Source organism: Rarobacter incanus (genome assembly GCF_006715765.1).
Lineage (GTDB): Bacteria > Actinomycetota > Actinomycetes > Actinomycetales > Cellulomonadaceae > Rarobacter > Rarobacter incanus.
On the sequence record NZ_VFNV01000001.1, the window covers coordinates 1,004,444 to 1,030,389 of the forward strand.

Consider the following 25,946-nt stretch of genomic DNA (forward strand, 5'->3'; position numbering starts at 1 on the left):
ATCCTCACCTTGGAGGCCCCAAGGGCCCGAGTGTTGTTCGTCACGCTTGTCGGCGCACAACCCTAAACTTTACCGGATTCCCATTTCTCGGCCTCGGCCGCGCGGCGCGCCCGCCGTTCCATCCGCTTCCGCCGCTTCTCTCGTCGCAACTCCAAGACGTGCTTGCGGTATGCCTCGGCGACCTCGTCCACGTCGCCGTCCATGCGGATCTCGCCCTTGTCGAGCCAGATGGCGCGGGTACACATTTCCGAAATGGTCTTCGCCGAGTGACTGACGATGAACACGGTCCCCGCGGACTCGCGAATAGCAGTGATACGGCGTTCGCACTTCTCACGGAAGGCGGCATCGCCGGTGGCGAGGGCCTCGTCCACAACCAAGATGTCTGGTACTACTGCCGTCGAAATCGCGAATCGCAATCGAGCGCCCATCCCGCTCGAATACGTCGACATGGGCAGGTAGACGGCATCGCCAATCTCCGAAAATCGAACGATCTGGCGGAACTTCTTTTTCACCTCGGACCGCTTCATACCGAGCGCCAAGCAACCCAGCATCACGTTGCGTTCCCCCGTGAGGTTGCGCATCAATGCAGCCCCCACGCCCATCAAGGAGATAGTGCCGCGGGCATAGACTCTGCCCTGGGACAGCGGTTGCAGTCCGCAGATTGCGCGCAGCAGCGTCGATTTGCCCGACCCATTCGACCCCAAGATACCGATCGATTCACCGTCGTAGGCTGTGAACGACACACCGCGGACTGCGTGGACCTCGGTGGTGCCAACCGACGACAGCTTCATCCCGCGCCGAGCTATGCGTTTCCACAGCGGGTCATTGCGATGCGCGCGAACTTTGCCGCCTTTGGAACCAATGATCAAGTAGTTGACGTGCACGTCGTCCAGGATTACGGAGGGAACGCGCGGCTTGCCCTCGCCCTGCGCGGTCGGCGCACCCTGCGCGACGGCGGCGTCCTGTGCAACGGCGGCGTCCTGGGCAACGGCGGCACCCTGCGCGGTCGGCGCACCGATCACGGCGTCGCGCGGGGACTCATTCGCGGCCATAGCGTGCCTCCGCTCGCCAGAAGTAGATGAGGCCGATGACCATTGCCGCGGCGGCCCAACCCACACCCCACAGCCACAGCGACCACTCGAATGGAATTGTCGGCTCGTTGAGTGTCACCTGTCGCACCAGCTCCAGCAAGACGGCCACCGGCTGGTACTTCAAAATTGCCACGATCGTGGGGTTGCTGAAGTAGTGCATCACCGGGAATATGGCGCCGGAACCGTACATGACGAGTCGCAAGCAAAATGGGACGAGGCGCGCCAGATCCGGGATGAACGCCACCCAACGGGCAACAATGAATGCGCAGCCCAGGGAGAAGAAGAATGCGATGATCAACGCAACGGGGAGCAGCAACAGATCCCAGCCCCAGTGGACTGGTTTCGCGTTGTGCAGCGCGCCCGAGAGTTTGATGATTATCAGCATCGCCACCATCTCGGGGATGAAGAACGCGAACTCCGTGATCGTCTGCGAAATCGGCAGCACGGCCCGGGGAAACGGCAGCGACTTCATCAAACCGCTGCCCTTGCGGATCGATTTGCCGCCGTTGCCAATCACGTCACCAAAGAACCGGAAGGTGAACACGCCGGTGACAATGAAGGCAACGACGTTTTCGACGCCACGCGTCGTCCCCAGCATGACGCCGAAGACCAAGATGTAAACGAGGGAATTGAGAATCGGATTGAGGAAGTTCCAGATCTGCCCCAGGTAGGAATTGCGGTTCAAGGATGACGCCTGGGCGAACCCCAGTTCACCCGCGAACGGCAACCATTTGCCGATGCTACGGACATAGGCGGGCAATGACTCCCGTCGGCCCACCGGATGAAGCCCGTAGCGAGCCGCTAGTTGAGCCGGCGATAGATCCTCGTCGCGTTTCGCAGCGAGAGCGGCGCTACCCGCACTGTGCGCGGCGTCAGCCCCAGCGGCTCGCGCCTCACCCGAATCACGGTTCAAAGTTTCTTTGTTCCCGTCTCAGTCATGGTCGCGTCACCGCGACCCCGCCATGTTTTCCGCCCCTGCGGCGTTTGCGTACCCTACAGCGTACAAGACCCAGGGCACTGGGTATGCTGAGAGCGTGCCAAACCCGATTCATGCGATCCGCGAGGCGGGCGCGGCAACAGCTTCGCGGCTCGCGGCCGCGACCCGCCGCAATCCCCGCATACGCGCCTTACTTGCTCGCGCGCGCGAATCCGCGCTCAAGCTTCGCGACGACGTCGTGCCAGTCGAAATCGACAAGGATCTGGTCTTCTTCGCTTCTTTCTCCGGCAGATCGGTCGGCGGATCCCCGCTCGCGGTCTTCCTGGAATTGGCCAATGATGGGTCTCGAGCTGATCTGCGATTCGTGTGGGCGGTGCGCGACCGCGCCGAGGCACTGCGCCAGCATCCCTACTTAGACTCGCCCCGCGTATCGCTAGTGCAATACGGGTCGCGCCGCTGCGCTGCCGCGATGCGCAGGGCCGGAGTGTGGGTGTCATCCACAACGCTGCCCGAACACATTCGTTTGCGACCCGGGCAGCAGTATATTCAAACGTGGCATGGCACTCCCTTCAAGCGCCTCGGCCGCGACATCGCTGGCACATCCGCCGGGGCCAACGGTCACGACTTCGCGCGCCGCTACGCGCGCGACGCGGCGCGGATGTCCATACTCGTATCGGGATCGCAATTCACCGATCGAGTCTTTACAACCGCCTTCTCGCTCGACACGATGGGCAACGAGCGGATACTCGCGCACACCGGGAACCCTCGTAACGACCCATTGGTTCGTGTGGCTGATGCAACCCCCGCCCAAGCGCGCGCCGCACGGGACGCCGCACGAGCGAAACTGGGGCTGCCACGCGACGGGGCGCTCGTCCTTTATGCCCCCACGTGGCGCGACGATATGCCCGCAACCTCGCGCGGTTACCGTTTCACGGTGCCCCTCGATGTAAAGGCGCTGCGCGCGGCATGGGGAAACGACGTATCCTTCATCTTCCGCGCGCACTACCTCATGGCGGCCGCGTGGGACTTGGACGGGTTGGAAGGAATTGTGTACGACAGGTCCGCCGCCGACGATGTCAACGACGTGATGGTGGCCGCGGACGCGTTGATAACCGACTATTCGAGCATCTTTTTCGACTACGCCCTACTGCAACGCCCCATGTATTTCTTCGCCCCGGACCTGCAGCACTACGCGCAGGTTTCACGCGGGCTGTATTTCCCTCCCGAACAATTGCCCGGGCCGGTGGCAACCACAATGGACGAACTAGCGTCCTGTACCGCGCCCGATCAAGCGGGACGCACCGATACCTCGGCGTTCACCCGCGAATTCGCCACCTACGAGCGCGGCACGGCCAGTCGGCAAATCATCGAACGGGTCTGGCCCCGGTAGCGGCCGGGCACCGCCGCGCGGCGGCCGCGCCGAGCGTTTCCGTTACGGTGTGGCCCCGGTAGCGGCCGGGCACCGCAGCACGATCTGTTCGTAGACCCTTTGCGCGCTTTGGCCATCGCGGAAGGAATGCGCGCGTTCGCGCAGTCGGTCGGTGTGGGTCAGATTCGACGTGCGCGCGGTCCCGTCTTCCAGCAGGCTACCGAGTGCCGCAACGGTCTGCTGCCACGTGGCCGTGGCGGCCGGCCCCGCGAACTCGGTCCAAGGCTCGTAGGTCCCGCGCGTGGCCGCGTATTGGGATGCGTCCGGAGCGAAGAAAACGATGGGGCGTCGCAACAGGGAAAAATCGTAGGCGATCGATGAATAGTCCGTGATCAGCACGTCGATGCCGGTTAGATGCGGCGTGATCTCGTGGATGACGTCGTTTCCGCACAGGGCGATCCTGTCGCTACACGCCGGCCCGGCATCATAATTGCCGTCGCCGAGCGGATGGGATCTGATGAGTAGCGTGGCGTCCGCGTCGCGCAAAAACCGGGCTATTTCTTGCCACTGCGAATCAGTGGGCACGGCGGGGTCGCGCCCACCATCGCGCCACGTCGGCGCGTACAGGATCGTAGTTGCGCGGGAATGTTCGTCGCCGCATAGGCCCCGGACCAGCGCAGACCCTGTTCCCGCCATCCCCGCTTGCGGACTTGCCGCGAAACGGGCCAGTGCATCGTCGCGCGGGTCGCCGGTGACGGCAACGTTGTCGCCGGCTACGCCCAGGGCGCTACGCATTCGCTCGGCAGCCATTGGCGAGGACGAAGTGACCAGACCCAATCCGCGGCCAGCGCGGCGATAGGCAGCCGCCATGATCGACCGCACCAGGGCGTTGCTGCCGAGGAGCGGCAGGCGCAGCGCTTGCCGCGAATCGAGGTGGAGCTTCTTCATGGGGATGCCGTGCCATAACTGCACCACGTAGCCTCCCCTGACCGCGTACCTGTTGACGTCCCCGTACCCGTGGGTGACGACGATGACGGCGGCGCTAGCCGTGGCGCGCCACCCATCGCGGCCACGCTTGAGCACTGCATCTATCCCCGCCGCCTGCGCGACGCGCAGTTCCTCGTCCGATCCGGCGAGCCACAGGCAACGTATCTCGGGATGATGCGCGCGAACATAGTCGTGCAATACCAGTGCGCCTTCACCGATCCCGGCTCCCGAGCCGAACACCCAATGCCCCGGGCGCCGGGGCACAAATCGAGTCGCGATCGCACCCGCCACGTACTTGGGTAGAGCAAGAATTTTGCCCAGATTCCCCGAACCGAATTCAAAGCGCGCCACACCCTGCACACTACCAGTCGACCGCGCGCGCACGGCGCGCCAATCGAAGCATCGTAGGATCGGGGGCGACACCGCACGCACACAAGGACGGCTTAGTTATGACTTCTGTTCCCGGCGCCGCTGCCAACGGGCAGCCCACCGCGGCGCTTTGCCCCGTTCCCGATCCGTGCGACATCAGCTTCATCATGCCGGTCCTGAACGAGGGCGACTACCTTCGTTCGGCAATCGATTCGGTCCTGCGCCAACAGGTCCCCGGGCGCAGCGAACTGGTACTCGCGTTGGGACCGTCGACGGACAATACGGACGACATCGCCCTCGATGCGGCCCGCAGTGACGCGCGCATCAGAATCGTGCGAAACCCCGAACCGAATATCCCCGCGGGCCTAAACAAGGCAATCCTCGCCGCGCGCTATCCCGTGGTGGTGCGCGTGGATGCGCACTGCGAGCTGCCGATCGGATACGTCCTGGCAGCTCTCGACGCGTTGCGCCGCACGGGCGCGGCGAATGTTGGCGGGTTGATGCATGCGGCCGGGGATTCGCGCATGCAGCGAGCGATCGCCAGGGCGTACAACTCCCCCCTCGGTTTGGGCGGCCCCGCGTACCACGTTGGCGGTCAAGAGGGCCCCTCCGAATCGGCGTACTTGGGCGTGTTCCGCAAGGAGGCGCTGCTTGCGGTCGGGATGTACGACACGAACGTGAAGCGCGGGGAGGACTGGGAACTGAACCTGCGGCTGCGAAACGCAGGATACTTGGTATGGTTCGTGCCGCAACTGGTGGTCACCTACCGGCCCCGCGCATCGTTGGGAGCGTTGGCGCGCCAATTCTTCGCGACCGGTTCGTGGCGCGGCGAACTGGCGCGCAGGGACCTGCGCCACACCTCCGTGCGGTATTTCGCGCCCCCGCTACTCATTGGCGGGCTGGCGGCCGGTGTGATCGCGGTGGCGTGCGCGCCACTCGCTGGACGCACTGCGGCGGGTGTCACCGCGACGTGTTTGGCGCTGACTCCCACCGCACTCTATGCCGCGGCCCTGATTGCTGCCTGCGCCGGGCGCGCGGGCGGGGAATCGCTGCGGGACCGCGCAGCGACATTGGCGGTCCTCCCGACAATGCACCTGTCCTGGGGCGCGGGGTTTTGGCGCGGCTTCATAGCCGGGGCCGGTGGCGCGGATGACACCTCGCGGGTTACGACGACCAATACCTAGGCCGTAAAGCGCGACCCGACACCGACACCGACGCGCAACCCGATACCAATACGCGACCCGACACCGACGCGTGACCCGACACCAACGCGCGACCGGACATACCGAGCTACCGCAGCGGGGCCACCGCCCGCAGCGACACGATTGCGTCAGCATCCGTGGTCAACGAAACGGCGCCGACCGCCGGCCGGCTGAAGGTGATGGTGCCGGGGCCGTCCCCGCCCTGGGAACCCACATCAACCAGGGCAAGGCGTCCCTTAGTGTCGCGCACGGTCACAACGCCCTGCCGGGTGGCGGTGGCATCCGCGCCCGGCTCCGCGCCGTCGCCCGATTCCGGCGTATCGGCGTACTCGATCGCAAGTCCGGTAACGCCCGCGGTCGTTGGCAGCTGTGCGGTTCCGGCCGCGGATTTGGAGCCCAAAACAAGTGTCCCGTCGGCGCCCGGACTCACGCTCCAGCCGCCGCTTAGCGTCGCCAACGACAAATCAACCGACCGCGCAACGCTCACGATTTGGGCGGCCGCGGATGTCCCCTGCGCATTGCGGGCCAGCACGGCGACCTGCGCGAATTCCCCCGGATCCAATGCGATTTCAGCCTGTTTTTTGGTGGTGGACGAGCTTTGCCACGACCCCAGCTCCGTGCCCTTGGCGGTGAGCCTGCGCACGTAGACGACGTAGCTGGTCGCCCCCGCCGAGGCGGGCCAGCTCACGGTCTGCTTGCCGCTGCGCAGGTAGCCCGCCGCGGGCACCACGGCCGCCGCCGGCGCGGTGGGGATCGCGAGCCTGGCGGCCACCGTTGCGCGCTTGGTGCGCCCCAGCCCGATCCCGGAAATGTAGACCTTTTTCTTCGACAGGGTCTTGATCGTCAGCGTCCCGGACCTCGCCTTGTCTAGCTTGATAACTATCGATGCCTTCTTGCTTGCCGTGCCGCTCGCCAGATTCACCGTCTTGCTCCAGCCGCCCAGCGAGACTCGCACCGTGCCAGCGCCGGCACCGCGCACGCCACGCAGGACGACGTACCTGGCAGATTTGATGGATTTGACCCGCAGGGTGCGGCCCGCGGACGTGGAGCGCAGCGCCGACTTCCCCCAATACTTGGAGCTCTTGACTTTCTTCCATCCGGATGATCGCAGTATGGATCCCGCCAGCACTGGCCTGCTTGATGTCGCCAGCACCCGGATCGGGCCGCGCCGCCCGTCCTTGTCGATGGCTCGCACGCCGATCACTTTGGTTGCAGTGCTGGCGATTTTGACGCTAGCGCTGGTCCCCTTCACGCTCTTGTATACGGTCCAGGTGGAATTGCTCGGATAGCCCGATCGATAGGAACTCGACCCCTGCGTAACGATTTGATAGGACGAGGCCCCCGTCACCGGCTTCCACTTGTACGTGGCGCTGGCCGCCCACTGCACGGGGGTTGTCGCTGCCGACGCAGAGATGCCGACGGGCGCCGGTGCGTCATCGATGGGCGTTCCGGAGCTGATGGTGGCCTCGTCCATAAGCTCTTTGGCATCGCTGCGAATCTGCGCCAGCTTCGTATACAGGTACTTCCCGGGGCACGACGTGTAATTCGTATCCCGGTGACCCTGCACCGTCCGCACGGTCACCTTCTGCCCGAACGCCGCGCGGGTCGTGCTCTTGGAACTGGTACCTGTCGTCAGCTTGGTTTTCGCGGTCGGATCGATTCCGTACTGGTAGGCCTTCCAGGCCACCACCCGCGTAATCGATGTCATCAAGGCGCTGGTTGGCTGCACTGTTTCGTAGTTGCCCATGGCGCTGATGCCGATCGTGCCGGTGTTGTAGCCGCCCGCCTGCGCCCCAATCGGCGTGTCATAGACGGCGGTTCGGCGACCCTGATAGATGTTGCCGAACTTATCGACCAGGAACTGGTAGCCGATATCCGCCCACTTCATCCCGGAGGTGTGGTAAGTGTATATGCCGCGCACGAGCGCGGGAGCCTGCGCCTCGGTGTAGGAATTGGCGCCCGCGGTGTGGTGAATGTAGATCGATTTGACGCCATTGGAGGTCGCGTTCCACGCGCCGCCCAGCTTCTCATTTGCGCCCCATTGGCTGCGGGTAATTACCTGCGGCTGCAAGACGTCGCGTGAGTCCGCCGCCTGCGCCGCAGCCCCGGTTGCATCCGCAACCACCGCGGCATCGGCCTGCGTGACGTGCGGATCGATCAGCTCGATTTGTAGGTTGCTTGGGGCGATTCCGTCCGCGGTCATCACTCGCACCTGGTATCCCGTTGCGCCAGCGCTGGTTAGCGGCTCCGTGCCGTGGCGCGCGGGATCGGCGCCCCCAGAGGTGTCGCTGTCGTCATCGGACACCGGAAGATTGGTCCAAGATCCCCACGATTCGTTCTCCCGCAGGCGCAACGCTACCTGGGTGACTTCCGCTGCACCATCCCAGGTGACACCCGCAACCATGAAGTTCCCCGTCTGGACCTGTGCGGTCAAAGCGGTGAGCCTGCCTGCCTGCTCGGGGGCGGCATCCGGCGCAAGATCCGCCGATTCCTCGCTCACGGCGGCCAGGGCGAGCGGGTCCTTGCTGGCCCGGCTATCGATCCCCGCGATGGCCTTGGTGGTAATGGTTGGTTCCGCGTTTTGCGCGATGGTGCGCGGAAGGACCGCAACGGGAACCGCCAACGCGCCCGCAGTCAGGATGAAAGTGGACAGGAGGGAGGTGAATCGCCGCATACACTGCATAGTAACAACGGACACACCAGTAACATCAGTAACAGATATACGGCGAGTCTCAAATCACTTGCGCGCCGCGGCGAATAACTGGTCCTTGGTCCACCTGGCACCGTCGGCGTCCACCCACACATTGGATTCGCACACGTGGCACGTCACAAAGGTCATGTCCCGCCCGTCGGGCAACGTCAGCGGCATTGTTGTCACCGTGCGCCCGGAGCAACGTGCGCACTCGTAGCGCACCGGCGCCTCAGGCATTCTCCCCACGCAACATCCGCAAGTGACCGCGGCGCGTTATCTCGGTTGCCTGAACGACCGGGTCGGGTGCCTTGTGCCGCGGGGCTGGCGGTTCGCGGATTGCGTCAACGACGCGCGTGAGGTCATCCGAACCCCGCTGCGGGGCCTGTTCGGCGGCGGGCTGATCGGCCATTGTCTCGGGCCTTTCCAGGCGCACGACCTCCCAGCCGCGCGGGGCGGTCAGCCGTCCGGCGTGGACCTCACACAAATCGTAACTATGCGGTTCCGCCTGGGTCGCCAGCGGCCCCAACACAACGGTGGAATCCGCGTACACGTAGGTGAGCGTCGAAACTGCGGGCCGACCACAAGCCGAACGGGAACACGGCCGATTCACTATCACAGCACTGACGTTACCCGCTCAAGTGTGACGACCTTCGCAACCACGCCACCTTTCGGGCGAAATATGTCGGGTTTTGGTGGTGCGCGCGGGGAAAGTTGGCGCGGGAACGACGCTCGCGGGGAAAACTCGCGCGGCGCCGTGCGGGCCGCACCGGTCTACACTCAAACGTATGACATTTCGCCCCTCGACCAGGTCGTTGCGCGACCGCCGCGGCAGGGGCATTCGCGGACCGCTGATCCCGCCTGCCCTACCCGCGTATCGCACGCGCGCCGAACGATTCGACGATACCGTCGTGGCTGTAGTCACCGACATTGAACGTAGATGGTCCAAGGAGTTGCGGCGCACGGAATTCGCCGTCGAAGACGTCCCCGCATCCGATCCAGCACCCTGGGAGAGCCAGGGCGTGCCCCTCGCGCGGCTTTTCCCCGCAGAACCCGGGCAGGCCGCGCGCATTGTGCTGTACCGGCGCCCCATCGAAACGAGAGCGCCGAACCGCCACGACCTCGCCGACATCGTGCGGGCCCTCGTGGTCGAGCAGGTCGCTGTCCTGCTCGGTGTCGCCCCCTGCGACATCGACCCGACGTACCCGCAGGACGACCGCTAGCGCGGTCCCCGCCTCGACCCCAGCCAACAGCAGCAAACCGCCACCCCGGCGCACCGCGCGATGCGACTCGATCGCGATTCAGTTCAGCGGCGGACGACGCGCCGCTAGCCCAGCGTCCCCCGAGTCACGGCAATGGACGTTTCGGTATCGGGGGTGGCAGAAGCCTGCATGGATGCGATCGTTCCCTGCGTGTCGGCCGCCGCGACCACCCCGGAAATGGCGAACACCTCATCGCCGGCGCTCGCCGCGATGGCAGGGGACGTCACCCGAATAGCGGCGATCTGCCCGCCTGAACCTAGCGATGACATCGAAACGGTCACTATCCCGCCATACCCGAGCTTCGCGGCCGTCTTACCCAGCGCTGCGCCGCCGGCATCGTAGGCCTGGATTTCGACATCGCGGCGCTCGACCCCCTGCGCGCCGGTCTTCGCATCGTCGTCACCAACGATGGGAAGCTTACTTATCGACGAGGCCGCCGCATCCGCATTGGCATTGACGCGGGTTAGGACAAGGTCGCCGGTCAGGCCCGGTGGTATTGCCAGCACCTGCGAGACGGCCGCAGTTCCCGTTGCCGGCGTGGACCCAACCCACGCGAAGTCCCCCGAGGTGCCGATATCGACCTGCAAGGAGCCCTCGCCGGACGTGACCTGGGGGCCCTTGACCACAGACTTCGCGCCGGCGACCACCTGGCGGTCGGCGACGATCACCACCGAGTACAGGCCCTGCGCCAAGCCTCCCAGGGAGATGTCCGTCACCTCTCCCGCGGTTAGCGTCGCTTCTTGCGCGCCGCGCAGGATACGAAGACCCTGTGCCGTCAGCAACGAGATCTTGACGTGGGTATCGGCGTTTGGGGCGAGCAGGCGGAGCGTGGCCGCCCGGGCGGAACCTATCTCGCTGTCGTCGACCCGCACCCCGCTTAGGACTTGCACGCGGGACGGTGTTGCACCCGACAGCGCCGTATCTATGCCGAGCGGGACCAGACCGTCGAGAGTCGTTTGGGAAATCGAGGCATCAACGTAACCGCCGTCGGTCGTGACGTGCGCGACTATGCGGCGTTCGCCGGGAGCAACCGCGGCGAGCAGCATCGTCTGGCTCGCTCCCGGGGCAACCGCGAATGCGGACGGCCCGGATAGGGCGATCGGACCGCTGCTGCCCCACAGTTCGACGTTGACGGTCACGGACGTCAAACCAGGGTTGTCGATTACGAGGTTAGAGGTCGTGCCCGGTTCGGTGTCGCCGGCGACGATCCAGTGCTCATCGCTCGAATACCGGCAGTTGGCGGCCACCAATCCGCGTTGATCGCCCGAGTTCGCCCACGATGCGGTCGCGGCCGCCGGCCGAGCCGACGGCGCCCCCGCCGCCTTGTCGGATGCTGATCCGATTGCCGTCATCGCTACCAGCGGTGAACTTGCTGCGAGCTGCGAGGCCACGGCAATCGGCGCCTTGCCGGTAACGGCCGGGTTCGTCGCGGTATCCGCGCCGTCCTGCCCGCGGTCGGCCAGCGGCGCGAGGGTGGTTACCGCCCCCGGGGTAGATTCAGCGACCACCCACGACGAGACCGGGTGGGATTCTCCCTGCTCGCCGTCGGCGTCCGATGTCCCGGTTACTTCGGGCACGGGGCCGGGGCACGTGATGACGCGGTCCGAGGGCGTGACCTCAACCGAGGTCGTGCCAAGCTCCGTCTTGCCATCCCACGCGTGCCCAGTCGCCTGCTCGACATAGGGGATCACCGCCGCGACGCCCGCCAGCGCAAGGAGACCGATTCCTGCTGCAACCGATTTCAAACTCGTCATGATCGCTCACCGATCCGCCGTCGGACAGGCACCGCGAGCAGGACGAACACCAAGAAGACACCCGCCTGCGCCGCGAGCCACGGGCGCTTCGATTCTCTTTCGTAGGAAAGCCGGAGCGTGCCACCGTCGGCGCCGACCGCGAATCCGAGCAGGCCGTCCGCCCGCTCCACCTGCTCTAGGGCGCGACCGTTGAGAGTCGCGTGCCACCCGGGCGCTGCGGCCTCGGCAACCTGCAGAACCCTTCTAGCATCGCCCGGCTCGATTGTCGCGGTCACGCCCAGTCCCGCGGCCGGCAATGCGGTCAGGATGGCCCCATCGATGCTATCGGCGAGCGTCGCCCAGGCTATGGTCGATTCGCCATCGGAGGCATTGACGACACGCCACACGACGTTCTTCTTGCCTTGTGTCACGCGTTGCATGCCGACCGCCGAATCCACCCGATCCGCGATAACAGAGGACTGCCCGCTTGCTTTGTCGAGCAGCACCGCGCCGATCCCGAATCTACTCAAGTCCGCCACTACGTCCGCCCCCGCGGATCCTGCCAGGCTGCCCACCGCCGCGGCCAGTGGATCGGATTCGGCGCGCAGGCGCGACACGGCAACGACGGCTGACGATTGCGTGAGTTGGGGCCCGTCGTAGCGCAATAGCTGGTAGGTCAGGTGCGACTTTGAGCCGGACAGTGCGAGCACTCGTACCTGCTTGTCGGATTGCTGCATAGCCTGAGCGATCGCCGGAACCTGCGCCCGTTCAACGGCGGCCACCGCCGGGTCCGTTTGCAGTGCGCGGCTTTGCACCGCCCCCAGTGCCAGGGGACCCGCGATGCAGGCCACGGCCAGGGTCCCCACGCTCACCTGCCGCCACCCGAACGGGAACCGTGACGCCGCCACACCCAGGCCGGTTGCGCCACCGGCGGCGGCGATCGCGACCCCCGCCGCCGCCAGCGACAGGCCCGGTCCCGGCTGCCCGACGACGAATGAGGTTCCGGATACGGTGATGACGGTTGCGGATGATATCGAACCGATCGCCAGTCCCAACGCCGCCAACGCCCACCCGCGGCGTGCCGTCGCGGCGTGCTGCCCGCCACGGAACAACCCCACCGCGGCGAGCGCAATCGTGAGGACGCCGGTGAGGATGGCAAGCACCAAAGCGGGGGTGTTGAGCGCGGCGGTGCCGTTTTCCGGTAGCACCACCCCAACGAGTCGCTGCCACCACACGGCGAGTTCGGGGGGCTGCTGCGCGCCGGGCGATGCCAGGAGGATGCGCCATCCCTCCGCCCGCCAGGTCACGGCTGCCCGCAACAACAGCGGGGCCAAGAGCGCCAGTGACGGCAGGGGCACCAGCCACCATCCGCCCCGGCCCGCCAACGAATTGCGGCGGGCGCCGATGCCGGTCGCGAACACGACGATGAGTAACGGAACGAAAAGCACGGGGGCCGCGGCGCACACCAGCGCCATGAATAGCCCCGCGCCGCCCACGGCGACGAGTGAGCCGCGACCGGCACCCGCCCACGCTTCGACGCCGCGCTCATCCGGGTCCCTGGCAGCCACCCCCACGGCATTGGCGAAGGCCAATGCGAACCAGGGCAGGGTGGCGTGAACAAGCGTTGCTCCCAGATTTCCCGTCGCCAGGCCGCCGAAGAGCAGAGGTGAAGTACCCCAAACGGCGGTGAGCCAGACGCGAACCGGCAACGATCTACTCACCGCTCCCGCGGCGAACCATGCTCCGATGGCTCCGATGATCGGCGCTGCAATGAGCAGCAGGGCAACCGCGGCCCTCATCGAACCGCCGGTCAGCACCATGGCGGGCGCCAGCGCGGCGATGATTGGATCTGCGGGGGCTGCCGAGCCCAAAGACTGCGTATTCCACCCGGACGACACCGTGGTCCACCACTGCGACCACCCACCGGTAACCGGGAGCAGGTCCCCGCCCGTCACCGTGGCGCCCGACCACAACGCCGGGATCAGGTTCCATTGGCCCCACACCGCGTACACGATGAGCGAAGCAATCGTCGCCGCCATTGCCGTCCGCCTGCGCCGAGCGCGGCTCACGTGCGCCGTCCACTCCAATTCGTTTCCGCGTCGCAGCCGCTGGCGTTCCGCCGCCCGCGCCAGTCTTTGGTCTCTGTCCGCGGCAGCTATCTGCCAGGATTTGGCGAAAAGCGGGCGCAGTGAACGACGCGGGACGCGGGCGGTGCGCGCCGCCGAGTGCCGCGCTAACACGATTCGCGGAAGCTGGGTGAGGAACCATAGCGGGGCAAGGACCTCGTCGATTGCCTCCAGGGGTTGCTTGACGGTAACCCGCCACAGTGCCCGTGGTATGGCGCACAGCAGGAACCACGCGGGCAGTAGCCAGGCCACGATCGCGGGAGCGTGAACCGCCCGCACGTACATCCACGCCCGCAACCGGGCACCAAACGAGCGGGATAGTGCCTCTTCGTTGCGCGGTTGGGGACCGTGCGTGCCCAGCAACGCGAGCTGCGCGTGTTCGACCATCGCGCGTGGCACGACGATGACCCGACGGCCCATCCTGCGTACCCGCAGGCTGATATCCAGGGAGTCGCGGAACGGCCCCAAGGCGGGGTCCGTCCCGCGCAGTTCGTCCCATACGTCGCGGCGTATCAGGCTCCCTGCCAGCCCGACCGCCAACACGTCTTCGCGGTCGTCGTGCTGGCCCTGGTCGATTTCACCCGGTTCTATTCCGGTCAGTCGCCGGCCCGCCCCCGAAACCGTGTAGCCCGCTTCGATGAGCCGGTCGGGCTGATTCCACACGACCTGTTTGGATCCAGCCAATCCCACGTGGTCGGAGCCCTCAACCGCCTCGAGCAACCTTTCGAGCGCATCGGGAAGGGGCGCCGAATCCGCGTGCAGCAGCCACAACCATCCGTCCGCGGGCGCCGCGGCCCCGGCGGCACGCATTCCGGCTCGAACCCCGGAGCCGAAGTTCTTGGAACCCGCCCCGGTGGCGGCGATCACCGCGACGCCATCCGGGACTTTCAGGTCGGCCAGCACCGCCTCGGGGCGCGGATCGTCGGCCACATCGACCACGATAATGGTGCCCGGCAGGAGTGTCTGGTTGAAGGTTGCACGGATCGTCCGCCGCGCGTAGGGGGACACCCCGCGTGCGACGATAATGGCAGCGACGCGCTGGTCGATACGCTGAGTGCCGTCAGGCGCGACGCTTAAGCTTGCGGCGCTCACGCTCGGACAAGCCCCCCCAAATCCCGAATCGCTCGTCGTGCTCGAGTGCGTATTCGAGGCACTCCGCCTTCACTTCGCAGCGCACGCATACCCGCTTCGCTTCGCGCGTCGACCCGCCCTTTTCGGGGAAGAAAGCCTCGGGATCCGTCTGCGCGCACAGCGCGCGATCCTGCCACGACTCGACGGTGTCGTATCCCTCATCGCCGTGAATCAGGGAGAGTATGTTGAGTTGCGCGGGGGTTGCGGGGCGGTCGGCATCGGATGGCAATGGCCCGTTTGGGTCAAGAATGTTCCACACGCGCACACTCCCCTTTCGTTAGCCCTGAGTCCGCACCCGCCGGCGGCGCGCACCGCTGCCCGCCGCGAAGTCGAGCGAGATGATACGCAGGATGTCATCTTAGCCGCCAAATTACATCTATGTCATCTTTGCCCTACTCGATCGAATTCGCAACCGCTGCGGGTACTTTGTCCTAGAGAATGTCGTTGCGGGCATCACATCGCGAAAGGGCCCTTTGCGTCCCGACCCCGATCATTTTCACAGCGAACTATCATGGTTTCCCGTGGCTACCAAGATCCTCATCGACGCAGTTCGCACCCTGCAATCGCTTGGCCAGCGCCCGGCACTTTCCTGGTATGGACACGGCGGCGAACGCATCGAGCTTTCGGGCTCGGTTCTACTGAACTGGCGCAACAAGACAACCAACTTTCTCATCGACGAGTTCGACGCCCACCCCGGAACCCACATCGCGGTTGACATCCCGCCCCACTGGCGGGCCGTGGTGTGGTACCTCAGCGCGTGGACGTGCGGCGCGACCGTCATCGCGAACGGCGATGCCCCGATCGCCGTCACATCGAATCCTGCGGCGTGGGTCGAGCGGGCCGACGAAATCGTGGCCGTCCCGCTGCCGTCTCTTGCACGGCGGTTCGAGGAGGACCTGCCCCCCGGGGCCATAGACGCCGGCCCGGCCGTCATGGGAAGCGCGGACGCGCTCGGGTACGTCCCGCAAACGAATGCCGACCTGACCGCCGTGCGGCACGGCGGGGTCGACACGTCCTTTTGGGATCTGGACGACTGGGGGCGCTCGTCGCTGCACGACCTCGAATCGGAACGCGTTGTTATCGACGCGCGGACGGCTCCGACGGCGTCCGTCGTTCGCTCCGTCATCTCGACGTGGGCGCGCGGAGCGGCGGCGGTGGTGGTTTCGGATCAGGCGCTGGACGACCCCGCGATCGAGAGCGTTGCCCGGGTCGAAAACGCGGCTCTGCATCTAGGATAAGGCCACCGAAGTAGACTGGGCGGGGCGGGTTCGCGGCACGAACAGGTGCGCCCATAGGAAGCCCTTCGGTGCAGTTCGGCACCGCGCCGCGCCCCGCCCCGCACGACGTTTCTAAATCCCGTAGCAAGGACCACCAGTGCTTCACATTCGCCCACACCAGGCCGAGCCTGAATCCGCCCCAAGCCCGGCGCGTCAAATCGTCCCGCTGTTGGCCGTGCTCCTCACCGTTGTTGTCGGGGCCGGATTCGGCATCTATGCCGTGTGGCTGGCCGCGATCGGCGCGCCTGCCCAGTGGGTCAGCGCGTGCGGGCCCCTATTGCTGCTCGCGGGCGTCGCCCTGAACATTTATGGGACGGAACGCGAAACCGGTGGCGTGACGCAACTGGCATCGTTTTCGGCGAACGCGCTGACCGGCTTCGCCGCGGCGCAGATGGCCGGCGGATCGCAGCGGGTCGCGGCCGCTGTCCTTATCTGCGTCGTCCTGCTGTTGCAGGTGGGCGGTCCCGCCATCGTTACCGCGTCCAGGCGCTCCACCATCTGGGTGCGCCACCTGCCCGGGTATAAGGACAGCAAGAACCCGGTGAACTGGCGCGACGCACTGCTCATCATTGAATGGATCGCACCGCTGGCCGGAATCGGCACGTTGTGTACCGGTTCCGCGCTGTGGTGGCTGACCGGGGCCGCGCTGGCAACGGCATTGGGACTAGCCACCGCCGGCCACATCGCGTGGACCAACCTACGCCTGGGGCGCACCCAGGCGCAGCTGATCCGGAGCATCAGGGCCTACGACCCCGAGTTCATTTTGTACACCGCGCGTCCCGACGACGCGAGCTATCAACTTGCCATGTGGCTTCCCTACTTTGAGCGAACGGGTAAGCGCTTCCTGATAGTCGCGCGGAGCGTTGACGCAGCCGAACCCATCGCCGCCATGACCGCGGCCCCCGTTCTCCAGCTGCGCACCCAACGCTCCTTGGAATGGGTCCTGACCCCCTCCATGGGCGCCGCCTTCTACGTAAATGCCTCGTCGGGTAACAACGCCTTCGTGCGGCACCCGGGCGTGGCCCACGTCTACATCGGGCACGGCGACTCCGACAAGCCGCCGTCGTACAACCCGACCCACGCCATGTACGACCGCGTCTTCGCGGCCGGGGAGGGCGCCATCGACCGCTACGCGGCGCACGGGGTGTCAATCCCGCGGGATAAGTTCGTGATAGTCGGCCGGCCCCAGGCCACTGACATCGACGTCGTGTCGGGCCCGGGGATGCCGGCCGGCAAGCGACCGACGGTGCTCTACGCGCCGACCTGGCGCGGGCACGTCGGCGCGACGGCCTTCCAGTCGCTGCACCTGGGCGAGGGGATCGTGCGCGCCTTGATCGCGCGCGACGTCAACGTCCTCTTCCGCCCCCACCCCTTCAGCTACGAATTCCCGGAAGACGCCGCCACAATCGCGCGAATCCACGAGATTCTGGCGTCCGATCAGCAATCGAGTGAGCGAAAGCACACGTTCGGGGCGCCCGCGGAAAAGCACTTGAACGCCATCGAGTGCATGAACGAGTCCGATGCCATGATTTCGGATGTGTCGTCGGTCGTCTCCGACTACCTGTATTCGGGTAAGCCGTTCGCGATGGTGGCAATCAGCGAGCCGCCGGACGCCTTCGCGAGGACGTATCCGATCGCGCAGGGCGCGTACGTGATCGATGACGCCCTGACCAACATTGACGATGTCCTGACGCACATGCTCGGGACCGATGAGAAGTTCGCTGCCCGCTGGCAGACCCGCTCGTACTACCTCGGTGATTTCCCGGCGGAAACCTACGACCAGGTTTTCCCGCAGGCGGTCATCGACGCCATAGCCTTGGGCGTTGCAAAGCAAAACTCCGCCGCCCCGGACGACCTCGATTCGGATGCATCCGATTCGCCCGACCAAGGCGCAGATGATGAGGACGAGGCCGCCGCATCCGGCGCCACCACCGCCGTCGGCAGATTGCTACTCATGGCCCGCGGCGGGCTGCGCCTGACCGTCATGCGCAATTTCTTGCGGCAGATCCTTCCCGTCACAATCGCCTCCGCGTCCGTTGTGCATCCATCCTGGCTGTGGAGTGCGGCGGCGACGGTCTTCGTATTGGGCGGGTTGATCGAGGTTGCCCGCCGCCACCGCACCCGCTCGGTGCCCCTGCGCACGCTATACGGCACCCAGGCAGCGTCCTGGTTGGCAATCGCGCTCTCCTTCTCGCTCGCGCTGCCGGGCGACGTGGCTCTTCGAGCCGATAAGTTCTTCGCGTTCCCGGCGCTGGCCCTGGTTGTGGCCTGCGCCGCGTTCCTTGTTGATTTTCGCGGCGCCGTCGCCTCCGGGCTGCCGGGGCTCAGGGTTCCGGCGACCTCCGGCCCCCTCATTGTTGCGCTCGCGGGCATCACAACACTGGTTGCCTATTTGGTGGCCTTGGTAACTCTCGCGGTCGGCGCCCTTTCCTCGAGCGGATTGCCTCCGACGCTGGTCGGCATTTTAGTTGTCTTGGCGGCGCTGGCTAACGCCTCGGTATTCGGTTACGGGATCGTGCAGGCGTGGCGGTCGGCGACGGACAGGGTGCAACTGCACGATCTCGTGGAAAGCTACGGGCCTCAGTTCGCGGTGTATTTCGGGGCGACGACCGGTGCCGATTACCAGTATGGAATGTGGGCGAACTACTTCGACCGGATCGATAGAAAGTACGTCGTCGTCACGCGCAGCGAACGCATGCGGCAGTTGATCGCGTCGATGACAAGCGCTCCGGTCGTCTTGAGCCCCACCCTGCGCTCACTGGACGATGTGGATGCCGCCTCGCTCTCGACGGTGTTCTACGTCAACAACGCGGTCCGCAACACCCACATGGTGGAGCGCGCGCAACTGGTCAACGTCTGGCTCAATCACGGCGACTCCGAGAAGCCCGCCTGCTTCAATCCCGTCCACGCCATCTACTCATACATTTTTGCGGCCGGGCAGGCGGGCATCGATCGCTATGCGCGCCACGGGGTGTCGATCCCGCGCGACAAGTTCAAGATCGTTGGCCGCCCGCAGGTCGAGAACATCGAGCCGGTGCGCGCAGAGCGCGACGAATCTCTGCCACGAACCGTGTTGTACGCGCCGACCTGGATCGGGCCGTACTCCGACACCGACGTTTACTCGCTCCCGGTCGCCGCCGCGTTGATCGAACGCCTACTACAGCGCAACGTGCGCGTCATCTTCCGCGCGCACCCGCTGAATTACACCAAGCCCGTCGCCTGCGGGCTAATCGAGGACGTGCAAGAAGTCCTGGCGCGTGACGCTGGGGAAACAGGACGCGAGCACCTGTGGGGCCGCACCGCGGAATCCGACATGTCGATTGTTGACTGCTTCAACGCTTCCGACGCGATGATATGCGACATCTCCGCCGTGATCTCGGACTATCTTCAGTCGGTCAAGCCGTTCGCCGTCATGGCGATGGGCGCTTCGCGCGAGGAGCTTCTCGCGAAGGTGCCCGCGGCGCAGAGCGGCTACGTGGTCGACGGTAGTTTGAATAATCTCGACGAGATCCTGGACCAGTTGCTCGGCCCAGACCCGCTGGCCTCCGATCGCGTCGCAATGCGTAAGTACTACCTCGGGGACTACCCGCCAGAAAACTACGCCAACCACTTCCTCGACGAAGCCCGCCGCCTGATCGATGCCGGCCGCCGCCCCTGACCCCGGGCGGCGCCTGCGGGAACCCGTCGCGCCTTCGGCATCCGCGCCGGCCGCCGCCCCCAAACGCCAGGCGGCGCCTGCGGGCTCATTAGGCGCTCGTTTCAGCTGTTGAACCCCGAGGGGTCGAGGGTAATCGGTTGGTCGTTGGCGAGTTCGTTGAGAAGCCCGACGAAGGCTTGGCTCGGCTGCAAGTCGCCGTTGAATCCGCCCAGGTAGTAATCGCGCTGACGCCATCGCAGGTCGTGCAGGGTGTCGGGACCGAACATGTCATCGAGTGCCGACTCCATGGTTTGCGGCTCGACCAGCGAGATCACGTAGGCGCCGCGCGAGGTTGGGTATTGCGCGCGGAACTGCTCGACAGTGCAGTTCGTCGTGACCATGGCGAAGGGCTTGCCTGACTGCATATAGTCGGTGACGATTCCCGATACGTCCGATACCATCGCGTCGGATGCATTGGTGACCTCGGTTACGCCCCACTGCGTTTCCGCTTGTGCGCCATAGATATGTTCGATACCGGTGGTCGCAGTTGCCCGCTCCAGCATTTTCTCGATCGATTCGATGATCGCACGGGAGTCATGCGCGCGCCGGCTCACGGGGTGCGGCCGAAAAATGATCCGTGCCCCGCGATCGAGTAGCTGTTGGACTATCCGCGGCCCCCAGGGCAGCGAGGAAAAGTGATCATTCGGTGGCCGACCCGCCCACGTCGGGGCGTACAGTACGGTCGGCACTTGCAGCCCTAAGATTCCCCGATCGGCGACTTCAATTGTTTCCGTCTGCGGGCGACCGCCTATAACGAATTTCTCGCGCGGGATATTTATTCCGCGCATCGCGTATCGATCTATTGCCCCCTGCCCCGCGACGTACAAGATGTCGTACTTTCGCGACTTCGGGTTGGAACTGGACTGCTTATCGCCGTCCCCGTGATGCAGGAACACATCGACCACGCCGGGAGCCGCCGCAAAGAAGAGGGTATTGAGGCCGGAATTGTGCACATAGAATGCGGCCTTGAGGGAGGCGGGCATGGTCTCGCGGACCGCCAAAACGCTCGCTTCGGCCGGCACGATGATTGGGACATCGGTCGCCTCGGCCAAGAGGTCCAGCGTTCGTTCCTGCATCGTGACGATGATGTATGGCAGACCCGCGGCGCGAATGTATCGCTCCCACATCTCGATGTGGAAAATGGCACCACCCGCGTACGGCATGGCAAAGACGGGGGAATACGCGTCCAACGCCCGGCGAATCGACCGTCCGGCCGCGCGATTTCGAACGCCCTGGATGACCGCAGGGAGCGCCATGGCGAGGCACCACCCGGCGCCCCACGCGAAACCGGCTGTCCCCGCGCCGACAAGTGCGCACAGGGCCGTTCCCCACACTCCGGCGGCAAGGCCCCACCGTGTGAACGCCCGCACGGTTGCGGGAAATTGCGGAACGGAACGGCTGTCGGCACCCGGGAGATTTCGCACCAACGGCGGCACCGGCGCATGGAAATCCTGGCACCAGGCGGCGATCGCGATCAGCAGGCAGAAAGCCAGTGCCAACGCAGGCACCGCGGTCTTTACGAAAGCCAGAAACACCAGGCCTACGATCGCGGGCAGGACGCCAAGAAGGGTGCCGAAACGGTCCCGCAGCCTTTCGGGCGATCCCAGGGCGATCGCCCCGCAACAGATGACGGCCAAGGCCGCACCGATGCGGGCCGTAACCGGCCCGCCAGATATGGTGCACGCCACCCCCATAGCCACGCAGACCGCAATCAGCACGACCGATGCGTCCCAGCGCGTGGTGGCCCGGCGCAACCCGCGCTGCAGAATCCGACGCAGGGTCTTACTTGCTTTGCGAACCATTGATGGGGCAGCCATTCGTGTCTTTCGTAGATTCCGACCTTGCTAAGTTGCCATGAGCGACGCCACTAGCGTATCTTGCGGGCGCGGGCGCCCGCGAGTTTCCTGTGCGTTAGGATCGAGTGCGCAGGGGGCTGCACAGCATCGTTTAGACCCCCTCCATTTCCGCTAAACCCGACTTGTTTAGTAGGGTAAAGTTGCTTCGTCCGAACCGCATGGGGGAACCGAGTGAACCGCTTTTTCAGCCGCGCCTTGACCAAGGCCGGCAACACGCTAATACGCCTCGCCAAGCCGCAGCCGCGGATCCGCGACAATTCACGTGGCGGGTCGCTCTTGCACCAAGATCTGCTGGACCGCTATCAGGTGTCAAGGTCGCTGCTGGTTGACGCGGACGGCAACGTACCCGCCCGGTGGTGGCTAGTCAACGACAACTTTGGGGACCTGCTCTCGCCCTGGATTCTCGAGCAGATCAGCGGCCGCAAGGTCGTGTTGGCGGACCGCACCATCCCGCATTACGTCGCGATTGGATCGATTGCGAAGCACATACGACCCAACTCCGTAGTGTGGGGGACGGGTTCCTTCGGCACCGAGGGCGAGGAAGACATCTGCCCATCGGCCACCTACGCGGCCGTGCGCGGACCTTTGACTCGCTCGCGCCTACAGCACTTCGGCGCCAAGATCCCGGCAATCTACGGCGACCCCGCCCTGCTGACGCCCGCCTTCTACTTCCCTCGGGTGGAGATTACGCATGAGGTCGGAATGGTGACCCGTTGGTCCGAACGGAACCGCCAGGCAGCGGAATTTGGGCCCGGCGTCGCGCACATAACGCTCGACACCACCGATATCGAAGGTACGCTGCGGCAGATTCTGGCGTGCAAGCGCATCGTTACGTCGTCGCTGCATGGCCTGATTATCGCCGACGCCTACGGTATCCCGAGCGCGTGGATTTCGTCGGGGACGCCACGGGGCGGAGAATTCAAGTTCTACGATTACTTCGCGACAGTCAATAAGTTCCGCAAAGTCCAACACTTCTCATTCACGAGTGCCCCCGTCACCGTCAAGCGAGTACTCGCAAAGCTCTGCTTCGACGGGCGACCGATTCAGTTCAACTTCAAGGCACTGCTCGACACATGCCCGCTACTTGAACGTAAGTAGGGCCAAGCGCGGGCGGGCCCAGCGGACCGCGCCTAATCCTCGCGGCGCACGTCGACGACGACCCCGGTCGACTGCGTAGTCAGGACCGCGAGCGCACTGTCCGCCACCTGTTCCGCCGACAGCAGCGTGCCGGGAGGTTCTTCGCCGAATGCGTTCGACCGCATTGGCGTCGCCGTCCGCTCGGGGTTGATGACGTTGACCTTGATGCCAACCGGCGCCCACTCCTCACTGAGCGCCTGGGTGAGGTTGACCACCGCGGCCTTCGTCGAGGAATACAGCGAGTAATTCTCGCGCCCCCGCGTATACGACGAGGAGGTGAAGAACAGGAGGTGTCCGCGGGACTCCTTCAGGTACGGATACGCGGCCTGCGCCACCCGGATCGGAGCCAGGAAGTTAACCTCGACGGTTTGCGCGACCTCTTCGGGGGTCGTCTCGTTCAGGCGCCCCATACGCAATACCCCGGCCGTGAGCACCACCGCATCGATCCTCCCGTGCGCGTCGTGCGCCGCTTGGAATGCGGCAGCGATCGACTGCTCCGATTCGACGTGCAGGCCGGTGGTCGAACGACCGTGCGCTTCGACGATCGCACCCGCGGATCGCGCAATGCGAGCCATCTCGGCGCCGATTCCATACGATCCGCCGAGGACGACGATGACCTTGCCGCTTAGCTCCGAAAGATCCACCTGCGCCGCGGGTTGGCTCGCCAACTGGAAGAGCTTATCGGCGATGTACAGGTCGATCGGGTGGGTGACTTTCATATTGTGCTCTGCACCCTCGACAGTCTTAATCGGCACGTCGGGGCGGTACGTCAGGACGACACCGCAGTCATCGGTGGCCGCAAAGTCCGGATCGTTCGCCGCCAATTCGTATGCGCTCTTCAGAACGCTGTACAGGAACGATTGCGGGGTTTGCCCGCGCCGCAAGCGGCCGCGCGGCGGGATGGACGTGATGACCTCGTCCTCATCGACCTCGACGATCGTGTCGGAGGAGGGGATGACTACGTCGACCGCCCCGAATTCGTCAAGTGCGGCCACCGAGGCCGCGATCATCCGGTTGTCGACTAACGGGCGCACGGCATCGTGCAGGACGAGTTTGAGCTCTCCCTCACTCGCGGCGTCCTCGGCGAGCGCGTCGATAAGTCGCTGGGTGGTCTCGTTCCTAGTGTTGCCACCCTCCAGGATCCGGGTCAGCTTGCCGAAGCGTTCGCCAAGCAGCGTCGCCACGTTCTCGGACCATCCCGGGGTGATCATGACGATTAATTCGTCGATCTCGGGGGACTCGTTGAGAGCGTTGACTGTGTGCTCGAGAATGGTCTTTCCGGCGATCTTGACCAGTTGCTTGGGAACGCTCAGCCCCAAACGAGATCCGATCCCGCCCGCCAGCACTACTCCGATTGTCCGCACGATATAGGCCTCACTATTAGACTTCTGGCGCCCCCGGTGGCGCCTCGTTGCAGGTCCATCGTAGTGGACAAGCCTGGAGTGCCGCGCGTGCGCCGAAACCCAAACGCCCACTGATCGCCGTAGAGGTAGTCCCGATACAATCGGGAACCAGCCCCGCGCGGGATCGCCGATGCGCCCCCGGGCGCCCCCGACACATGTGGCCCCTTCCCCGTGCTGTGACAACGCCATACCGCAAACCCTGCGCTACAACTATCGCGGGGGTTTGGGGGTTCAGCCCGTTGCCCCTTTACGGGCATCTAATTCCTCGAATATAGACAGCCACGTAGCAAAAACCCGCGACTCCCCCCGCGCCCGTAAAACCCACTGACGTCCCTGCACCCCAAGCCTCCGCGCACGGGCAGGATCCGCCATCAGCGCACAGAGCGCGTCGGAAAGCGCCGCGAAGTCAAGATAAGGAACGAGCAACCCACCAAAATCCCCCAACTGTGCACGGGGACCGTAGGGCAGATCGAACGACACGACAGGAGTCTCTTGAATTAATGACTCGCCAATTGTCATTGCGTAGCCTTCGAAGTCCGAGGCAACCACCATCATCCCCGCCGCAGCGAGTTCGGCTTCGGCTCGCGGCAACCACCCGCGGAAGGTCACTCTGTCAACGAGTTCAAGCTCAGCGACGGCCGCCTCCACGTCTTCCCAGGTTGGCCCGCTGCCGACGATCACGAGTTCCGCTTGTGGAAAGCGCCGGGCAACAGGCGCGAAAGCGTGAACTATTTCAACGACACGCTTTTCAGGGGCAAGGCGTCCTAAAAATATAACTCGATATGGATTTCGCACCCCTGCATCTGATACGCGGTCGGTGAAGTGCAGTGAATGCGGCACGACGAAAATAGGTGGGGCGCTCGGATATTCCGCACGAATATCTGCAGCCTGCTGCGGAGTTAATGCGACAATTCCGTCGATGTCACCGCCCGCCCGCAGGACACGCAAGTGGTCGCTCTTGACGCGAGCTCCCAGTGCGCGACTGCCTGAGTAGTGGTTGCTATGAAAGAACATGAGACGAATCGTCTTCTGCGAGGGCAACAGGCGCAAACTGTCCACGCTCCCAATCCCGTCACCGACAAAAACAGGCAAACCATCGGAACCCTCTGAAATGAGAGAATAAATGTGAGCCTGCAATTCAGCCTGCGACTTAAACTCGATCGCGCTCAACGACATCAGTGGAAATATAAAAGCCCGATCGACTTGGCCGTTAGAGACGTTGAACCACCGCGTTATGAAAGGAATGCCCGAGCGAGTGAAAAACCGATCTTGACGAATTCTCGAGCCGTCGGCGTCAAAGTCTGATTGACGCCACGGGGCACCGGAATGATCATATTCGATACGAGAAAGGCGACGATGTGAATAATCAAACACGTCCCGAAATCTCAGCCTTCCTGAGCGATCGTAGTCCCAGTACTCCCGATAGACGTTTGTACCCTTCTCAAAATAGCGGAGGCTAGCAGTATCCCCACCTATTGGGACTCCGAACCAGTCATTCGAAGCAGAAGGGACCGGAGCTGCGCCTTCTGGATGTGGCTCGTAGTATGACCGTGCAAAGTCCCAAATATTTATGATCGTGGCGCCGTCCGATAACTCCCCGCGATCGGCGAAAACCCTGGCCACGTGATCGTATCCAGGCCTCGGCTCCGTCGTTATCACCGCGGCCCTCCAACCGTGCTT

18 protein-coding genes are annotated in these 25,946 nt (G+C 64.8%); 6 read left to right on the top strand and 12 right to left on the bottom strand.

Translation table 11 applies throughout. From position 1 onward, the window contains the following. Positions 1-62: 62 nt before the first annotated feature. Complete coding sequence (locus FB389_RS04265; RefSeq protein WP_142111521.1) at positions 63-1,052, bottom strand: ABC transporter ATP-binding protein; 990 nt, start codon at positions 1,050-1,052, stop codon at positions 63-65. After that, positions 1,039-2,004: an ABC transporter permease gene (locus FB389_RS04270; protein ID WP_142111522.1), complete on the bottom strand. Its 966-nt coding sequence runs from the start codon at positions 2,002-2,004 to the stop codon at positions 1,039-1,041. The genes FB389_RS04265 and FB389_RS04270 overlap by 14 nt, the downstream gene beginning before the upstream one ends. Positions 2,005-2,125: 121 nt before the next feature. Here FB389_RS04270 and FB389_RS04275 point away from each other — a divergent pair, with 121 nt between their 5' ends. Further along, on the top strand, positions 2,126-3,418 hold the full coding sequence (locus tag FB389_RS04275) for a CDP-glycerol glycerophosphotransferase family protein (protein ID WP_170207867.1): 1,293 nt from the start codon (positions 2,126-2,128) through the stop codon (positions 3,416-3,418). Positions 3,419-3,460: 42 nt separating this feature from the next. On the opposite strand, the gene FB389_RS04280 is transcribed toward FB389_RS04275, so the two are convergent. Beyond that, positions 3,461-4,735 carry a CDP-glycerol glycerophosphotransferase family protein gene (locus tag FB389_RS04280; RefSeq protein ID WP_170207868.1) on the bottom strand — a complete coding sequence of 425 codons (1,275 nt, stop codon included), beginning with the start codon at positions 4,733-4,735 and terminating at the stop codon, positions 3,461-3,463. 98 nt (positions 4,736-4,833) lie between these two features. On the opposite strand from FB389_RS04280, the gene FB389_RS04285 reads away from it, so the two are divergent. Continuing rightward, entirely contained in the window at positions 4,834-5,937 is a 1,104-nt protein-coding gene (locus tag FB389_RS04285; RefSeq protein ID WP_142111525.1) for a glycosyltransferase family 2 protein, read from the top strand. A gap of 106 nt (positions 5,938-6,043) precedes the next feature. On the opposite strand, the gene FB389_RS04290 is transcribed toward FB389_RS04285, so the two are convergent. The 3 genes from FB389_RS04290 to FB389_RS04300 all read right to left on the bottom strand — a co-directional run bounded on the left by FB389_RS04290 (position 6,044) and on the right by FB389_RS04300 (position 9,263). Beyond that, entirely contained in the window at positions 6,044-8,629 is a 2,586-nt protein-coding gene (locus FB389_RS04290) for an N-acetylmuramoyl-L-alanine amidase (protein WP_170207869.1), read from the bottom strand. A gap of 63 nt (positions 8,630-8,692) precedes the next feature. After that, a complete protein-coding gene (locus tag FB389_RS10830; protein ID WP_281282021.1) occupies positions 8,693-8,824 on the bottom strand; it encodes a hypothetical protein in 132 nt (43 codons plus the stop codon). A gap of 52 nt (positions 8,825-8,876) precedes the next feature. After that, positions 8,877-9,263: a DUF3499 domain-containing protein gene (locus FB389_RS04300; RefSeq protein ID WP_142111528.1), complete on the bottom strand. Its 387-nt coding sequence runs from the start codon at positions 9,261-9,263 to the stop codon at positions 8,877-8,879. A 169-nt stretch (positions 9,264-9,432) separates the two neighbouring features. Here FB389_RS04300 and FB389_RS04305 point away from each other — a divergent pair, with 169 nt between their 5' ends. After that, positions 9,433-9,867 carry a metallopeptidase family protein gene (locus FB389_RS04305; RefSeq protein ID WP_142111529.1) on the top strand — a complete coding sequence of 145 codons (435 nt, stop codon included), beginning with the start codon at positions 9,433-9,435 and terminating at the stop codon, positions 9,865-9,867. Positions 9,868-9,971: 104 nt separating this feature from the next. Here FB389_RS04305 and FB389_RS04310 read toward each other — a convergent pair whose 3' ends face one another. The 3 genes from FB389_RS04310 to FB389_RS04320 are packed head-to-tail and all read right to left on the bottom strand — an operon-like array spanning position 9,972 to position 15,080. Further along, a complete protein-coding gene (locus FB389_RS04310) occupies positions 9,972-11,660 on the bottom strand; it encodes a DUF5719 family protein (protein WP_142111530.1) in 1,689 nt (562 codons plus the stop codon). Next, complete coding sequence (locus tag FB389_RS04315; RefSeq protein ID WP_142111531.1) at positions 11,657-14,857, bottom strand: glycosyltransferase; 3,201 nt, start codon at positions 14,855-14,857, stop codon at positions 11,657-11,659. The genes FB389_RS04310 and FB389_RS04315 overlap by 4 nt, the downstream gene beginning before the upstream one ends. After that, positions 14,826-15,080: a WhiB family transcriptional regulator gene (locus FB389_RS04320; protein WP_170207964.1), complete on the bottom strand. Its 255-nt coding sequence runs from the start codon at positions 15,078-15,080 to the stop codon at positions 14,826-14,828. The genes FB389_RS04315 and FB389_RS04320 overlap by 32 nt, the downstream gene beginning before the upstream one ends. A gap of 337 nt (positions 15,081-15,417) precedes the next feature. On the opposite strand from FB389_RS04320, the gene FB389_RS04325 reads away from it, so the two are divergent. Both FB389_RS04325 and FB389_RS04330 read left to right on the top strand, forming a co-directional pair. After that, positions 15,418-16,134: a TIGR03089 family protein gene (locus FB389_RS04325; RefSeq protein WP_142111533.1), complete on the top strand. Its 717-nt coding sequence runs from the start codon at positions 15,418-15,420 to the stop codon at positions 16,132-16,134. A gap of 136 nt (positions 16,135-16,270) precedes the next feature. Continuing rightward, on the top strand, positions 16,271-19,831 hold the full coding sequence (locus FB389_RS04330) for a CDP-glycerol glycerophosphotransferase family protein (protein WP_142111534.1): 3,561 nt from the start codon (positions 16,271-16,273) through the stop codon (positions 19,829-19,831). A 101-nt stretch (positions 19,832-19,932) separates the two neighbouring features. Here FB389_RS04330 and FB389_RS04335 read toward each other — a convergent pair whose 3' ends face one another. After that, positions 19,933-21,687 carry a CDP-glycerol glycerophosphotransferase family protein gene (locus FB389_RS04335; RefSeq protein ID WP_142111535.1) on the bottom strand — a complete coding sequence of 585 codons (1,755 nt, stop codon included), beginning with the start codon at positions 21,685-21,687 and terminating at the stop codon, positions 19,933-19,935. 210 nt (positions 21,688-21,897) lie between these two features. On the opposite strand from FB389_RS04335, the gene FB389_RS04340 reads away from it, so the two are divergent. Further along, positions 21,898-22,824: a polysaccharide pyruvyl transferase family protein gene (locus tag FB389_RS04340; protein ID WP_142111536.1), complete on the top strand. Its 927-nt coding sequence runs from the start codon at positions 21,898-21,900 to the stop codon at positions 22,822-22,824. A 32-nt stretch (positions 22,825-22,856) separates the two neighbouring features. Here FB389_RS04340 and FB389_RS04345 read toward each other — a convergent pair whose 3' ends face one another. Together FB389_RS04345 and FB389_RS04350 are read right to left on the bottom strand one after the other, a co-directional pair. Further along, positions 22,857-24,227 (bottom strand): bifunctional cytidylyltransferase/SDR family oxidoreductase, encoded by a 1,371-nt coding sequence (locus FB389_RS04345; protein ID WP_211344948.1) that lies wholly within the window; start codon positions 24,225-24,227, stop codon positions 22,857-22,859. Positions 24,228-24,497: 270 nt separating this feature from the next. Then, the gene (locus tag FB389_RS04350; protein ID WP_170207870.1) at positions 24,498-25,640 is read right to left on the bottom strand and encodes a glycosyltransferase; all 1,143 of its coding nucleotides are present in this window, start codon (positions 25,638-25,640) and stop codon (positions 24,498-24,500) included. Between the last annotated feature and the right edge of the window lie 306 nt (positions 25,641-25,946).

Bases quoted from the DNA above. Each gene is read 5' to 3' on its own strand.
- FB389_RS04265 (WP_142111521.1), bottom strand. From the start codon at position 1,052: ATGGCCGCGAATGAGTCCCCGCGCGACGCCGTGATCGGTGCGCCGACC.
- FB389_RS04335 (WP_142111535.1), bottom strand. From the start codon at position 21,687: ATGGCTGCCCCATCAATGGTTCGCAAAGCAAGTAAGACCCTGCGTCGG.
- FB389_RS04285 (WP_142111525.1), top strand. From the start codon at position 4,834: ATGACTTCTGTTCCCGGCGCCGCTGCCAACGGGCAGCCCACCGCGGCG.
- FB389_RS04310 (WP_142111530.1), bottom strand. From the start codon at position 11,660: ATGACGAGTTTGAAATCGGTTGCAGCAGGAATCGGTCTCCTTGCGCTG.
- FB389_RS04305 (WP_142111529.1), top strand. From the start codon at position 9,433: ATGACATTTCGCCCCTCGACCAGGTCGTTGCGCGACCGCCGCGGCAGG.
- FB389_RS04290 (WP_170207869.1), bottom strand. From the start codon at position 8,629: ATGCGGCGATTCACCTCCCTCCTGTCCACTTTCATCCTGACTGCGGGC.
- FB389_RS10830 (WP_281282021.1), bottom strand. From the start codon at position 8,824: ATGCCGCTGACGTTGCCCGACGGGCGGGACATGACCTTTGTGACGTGC.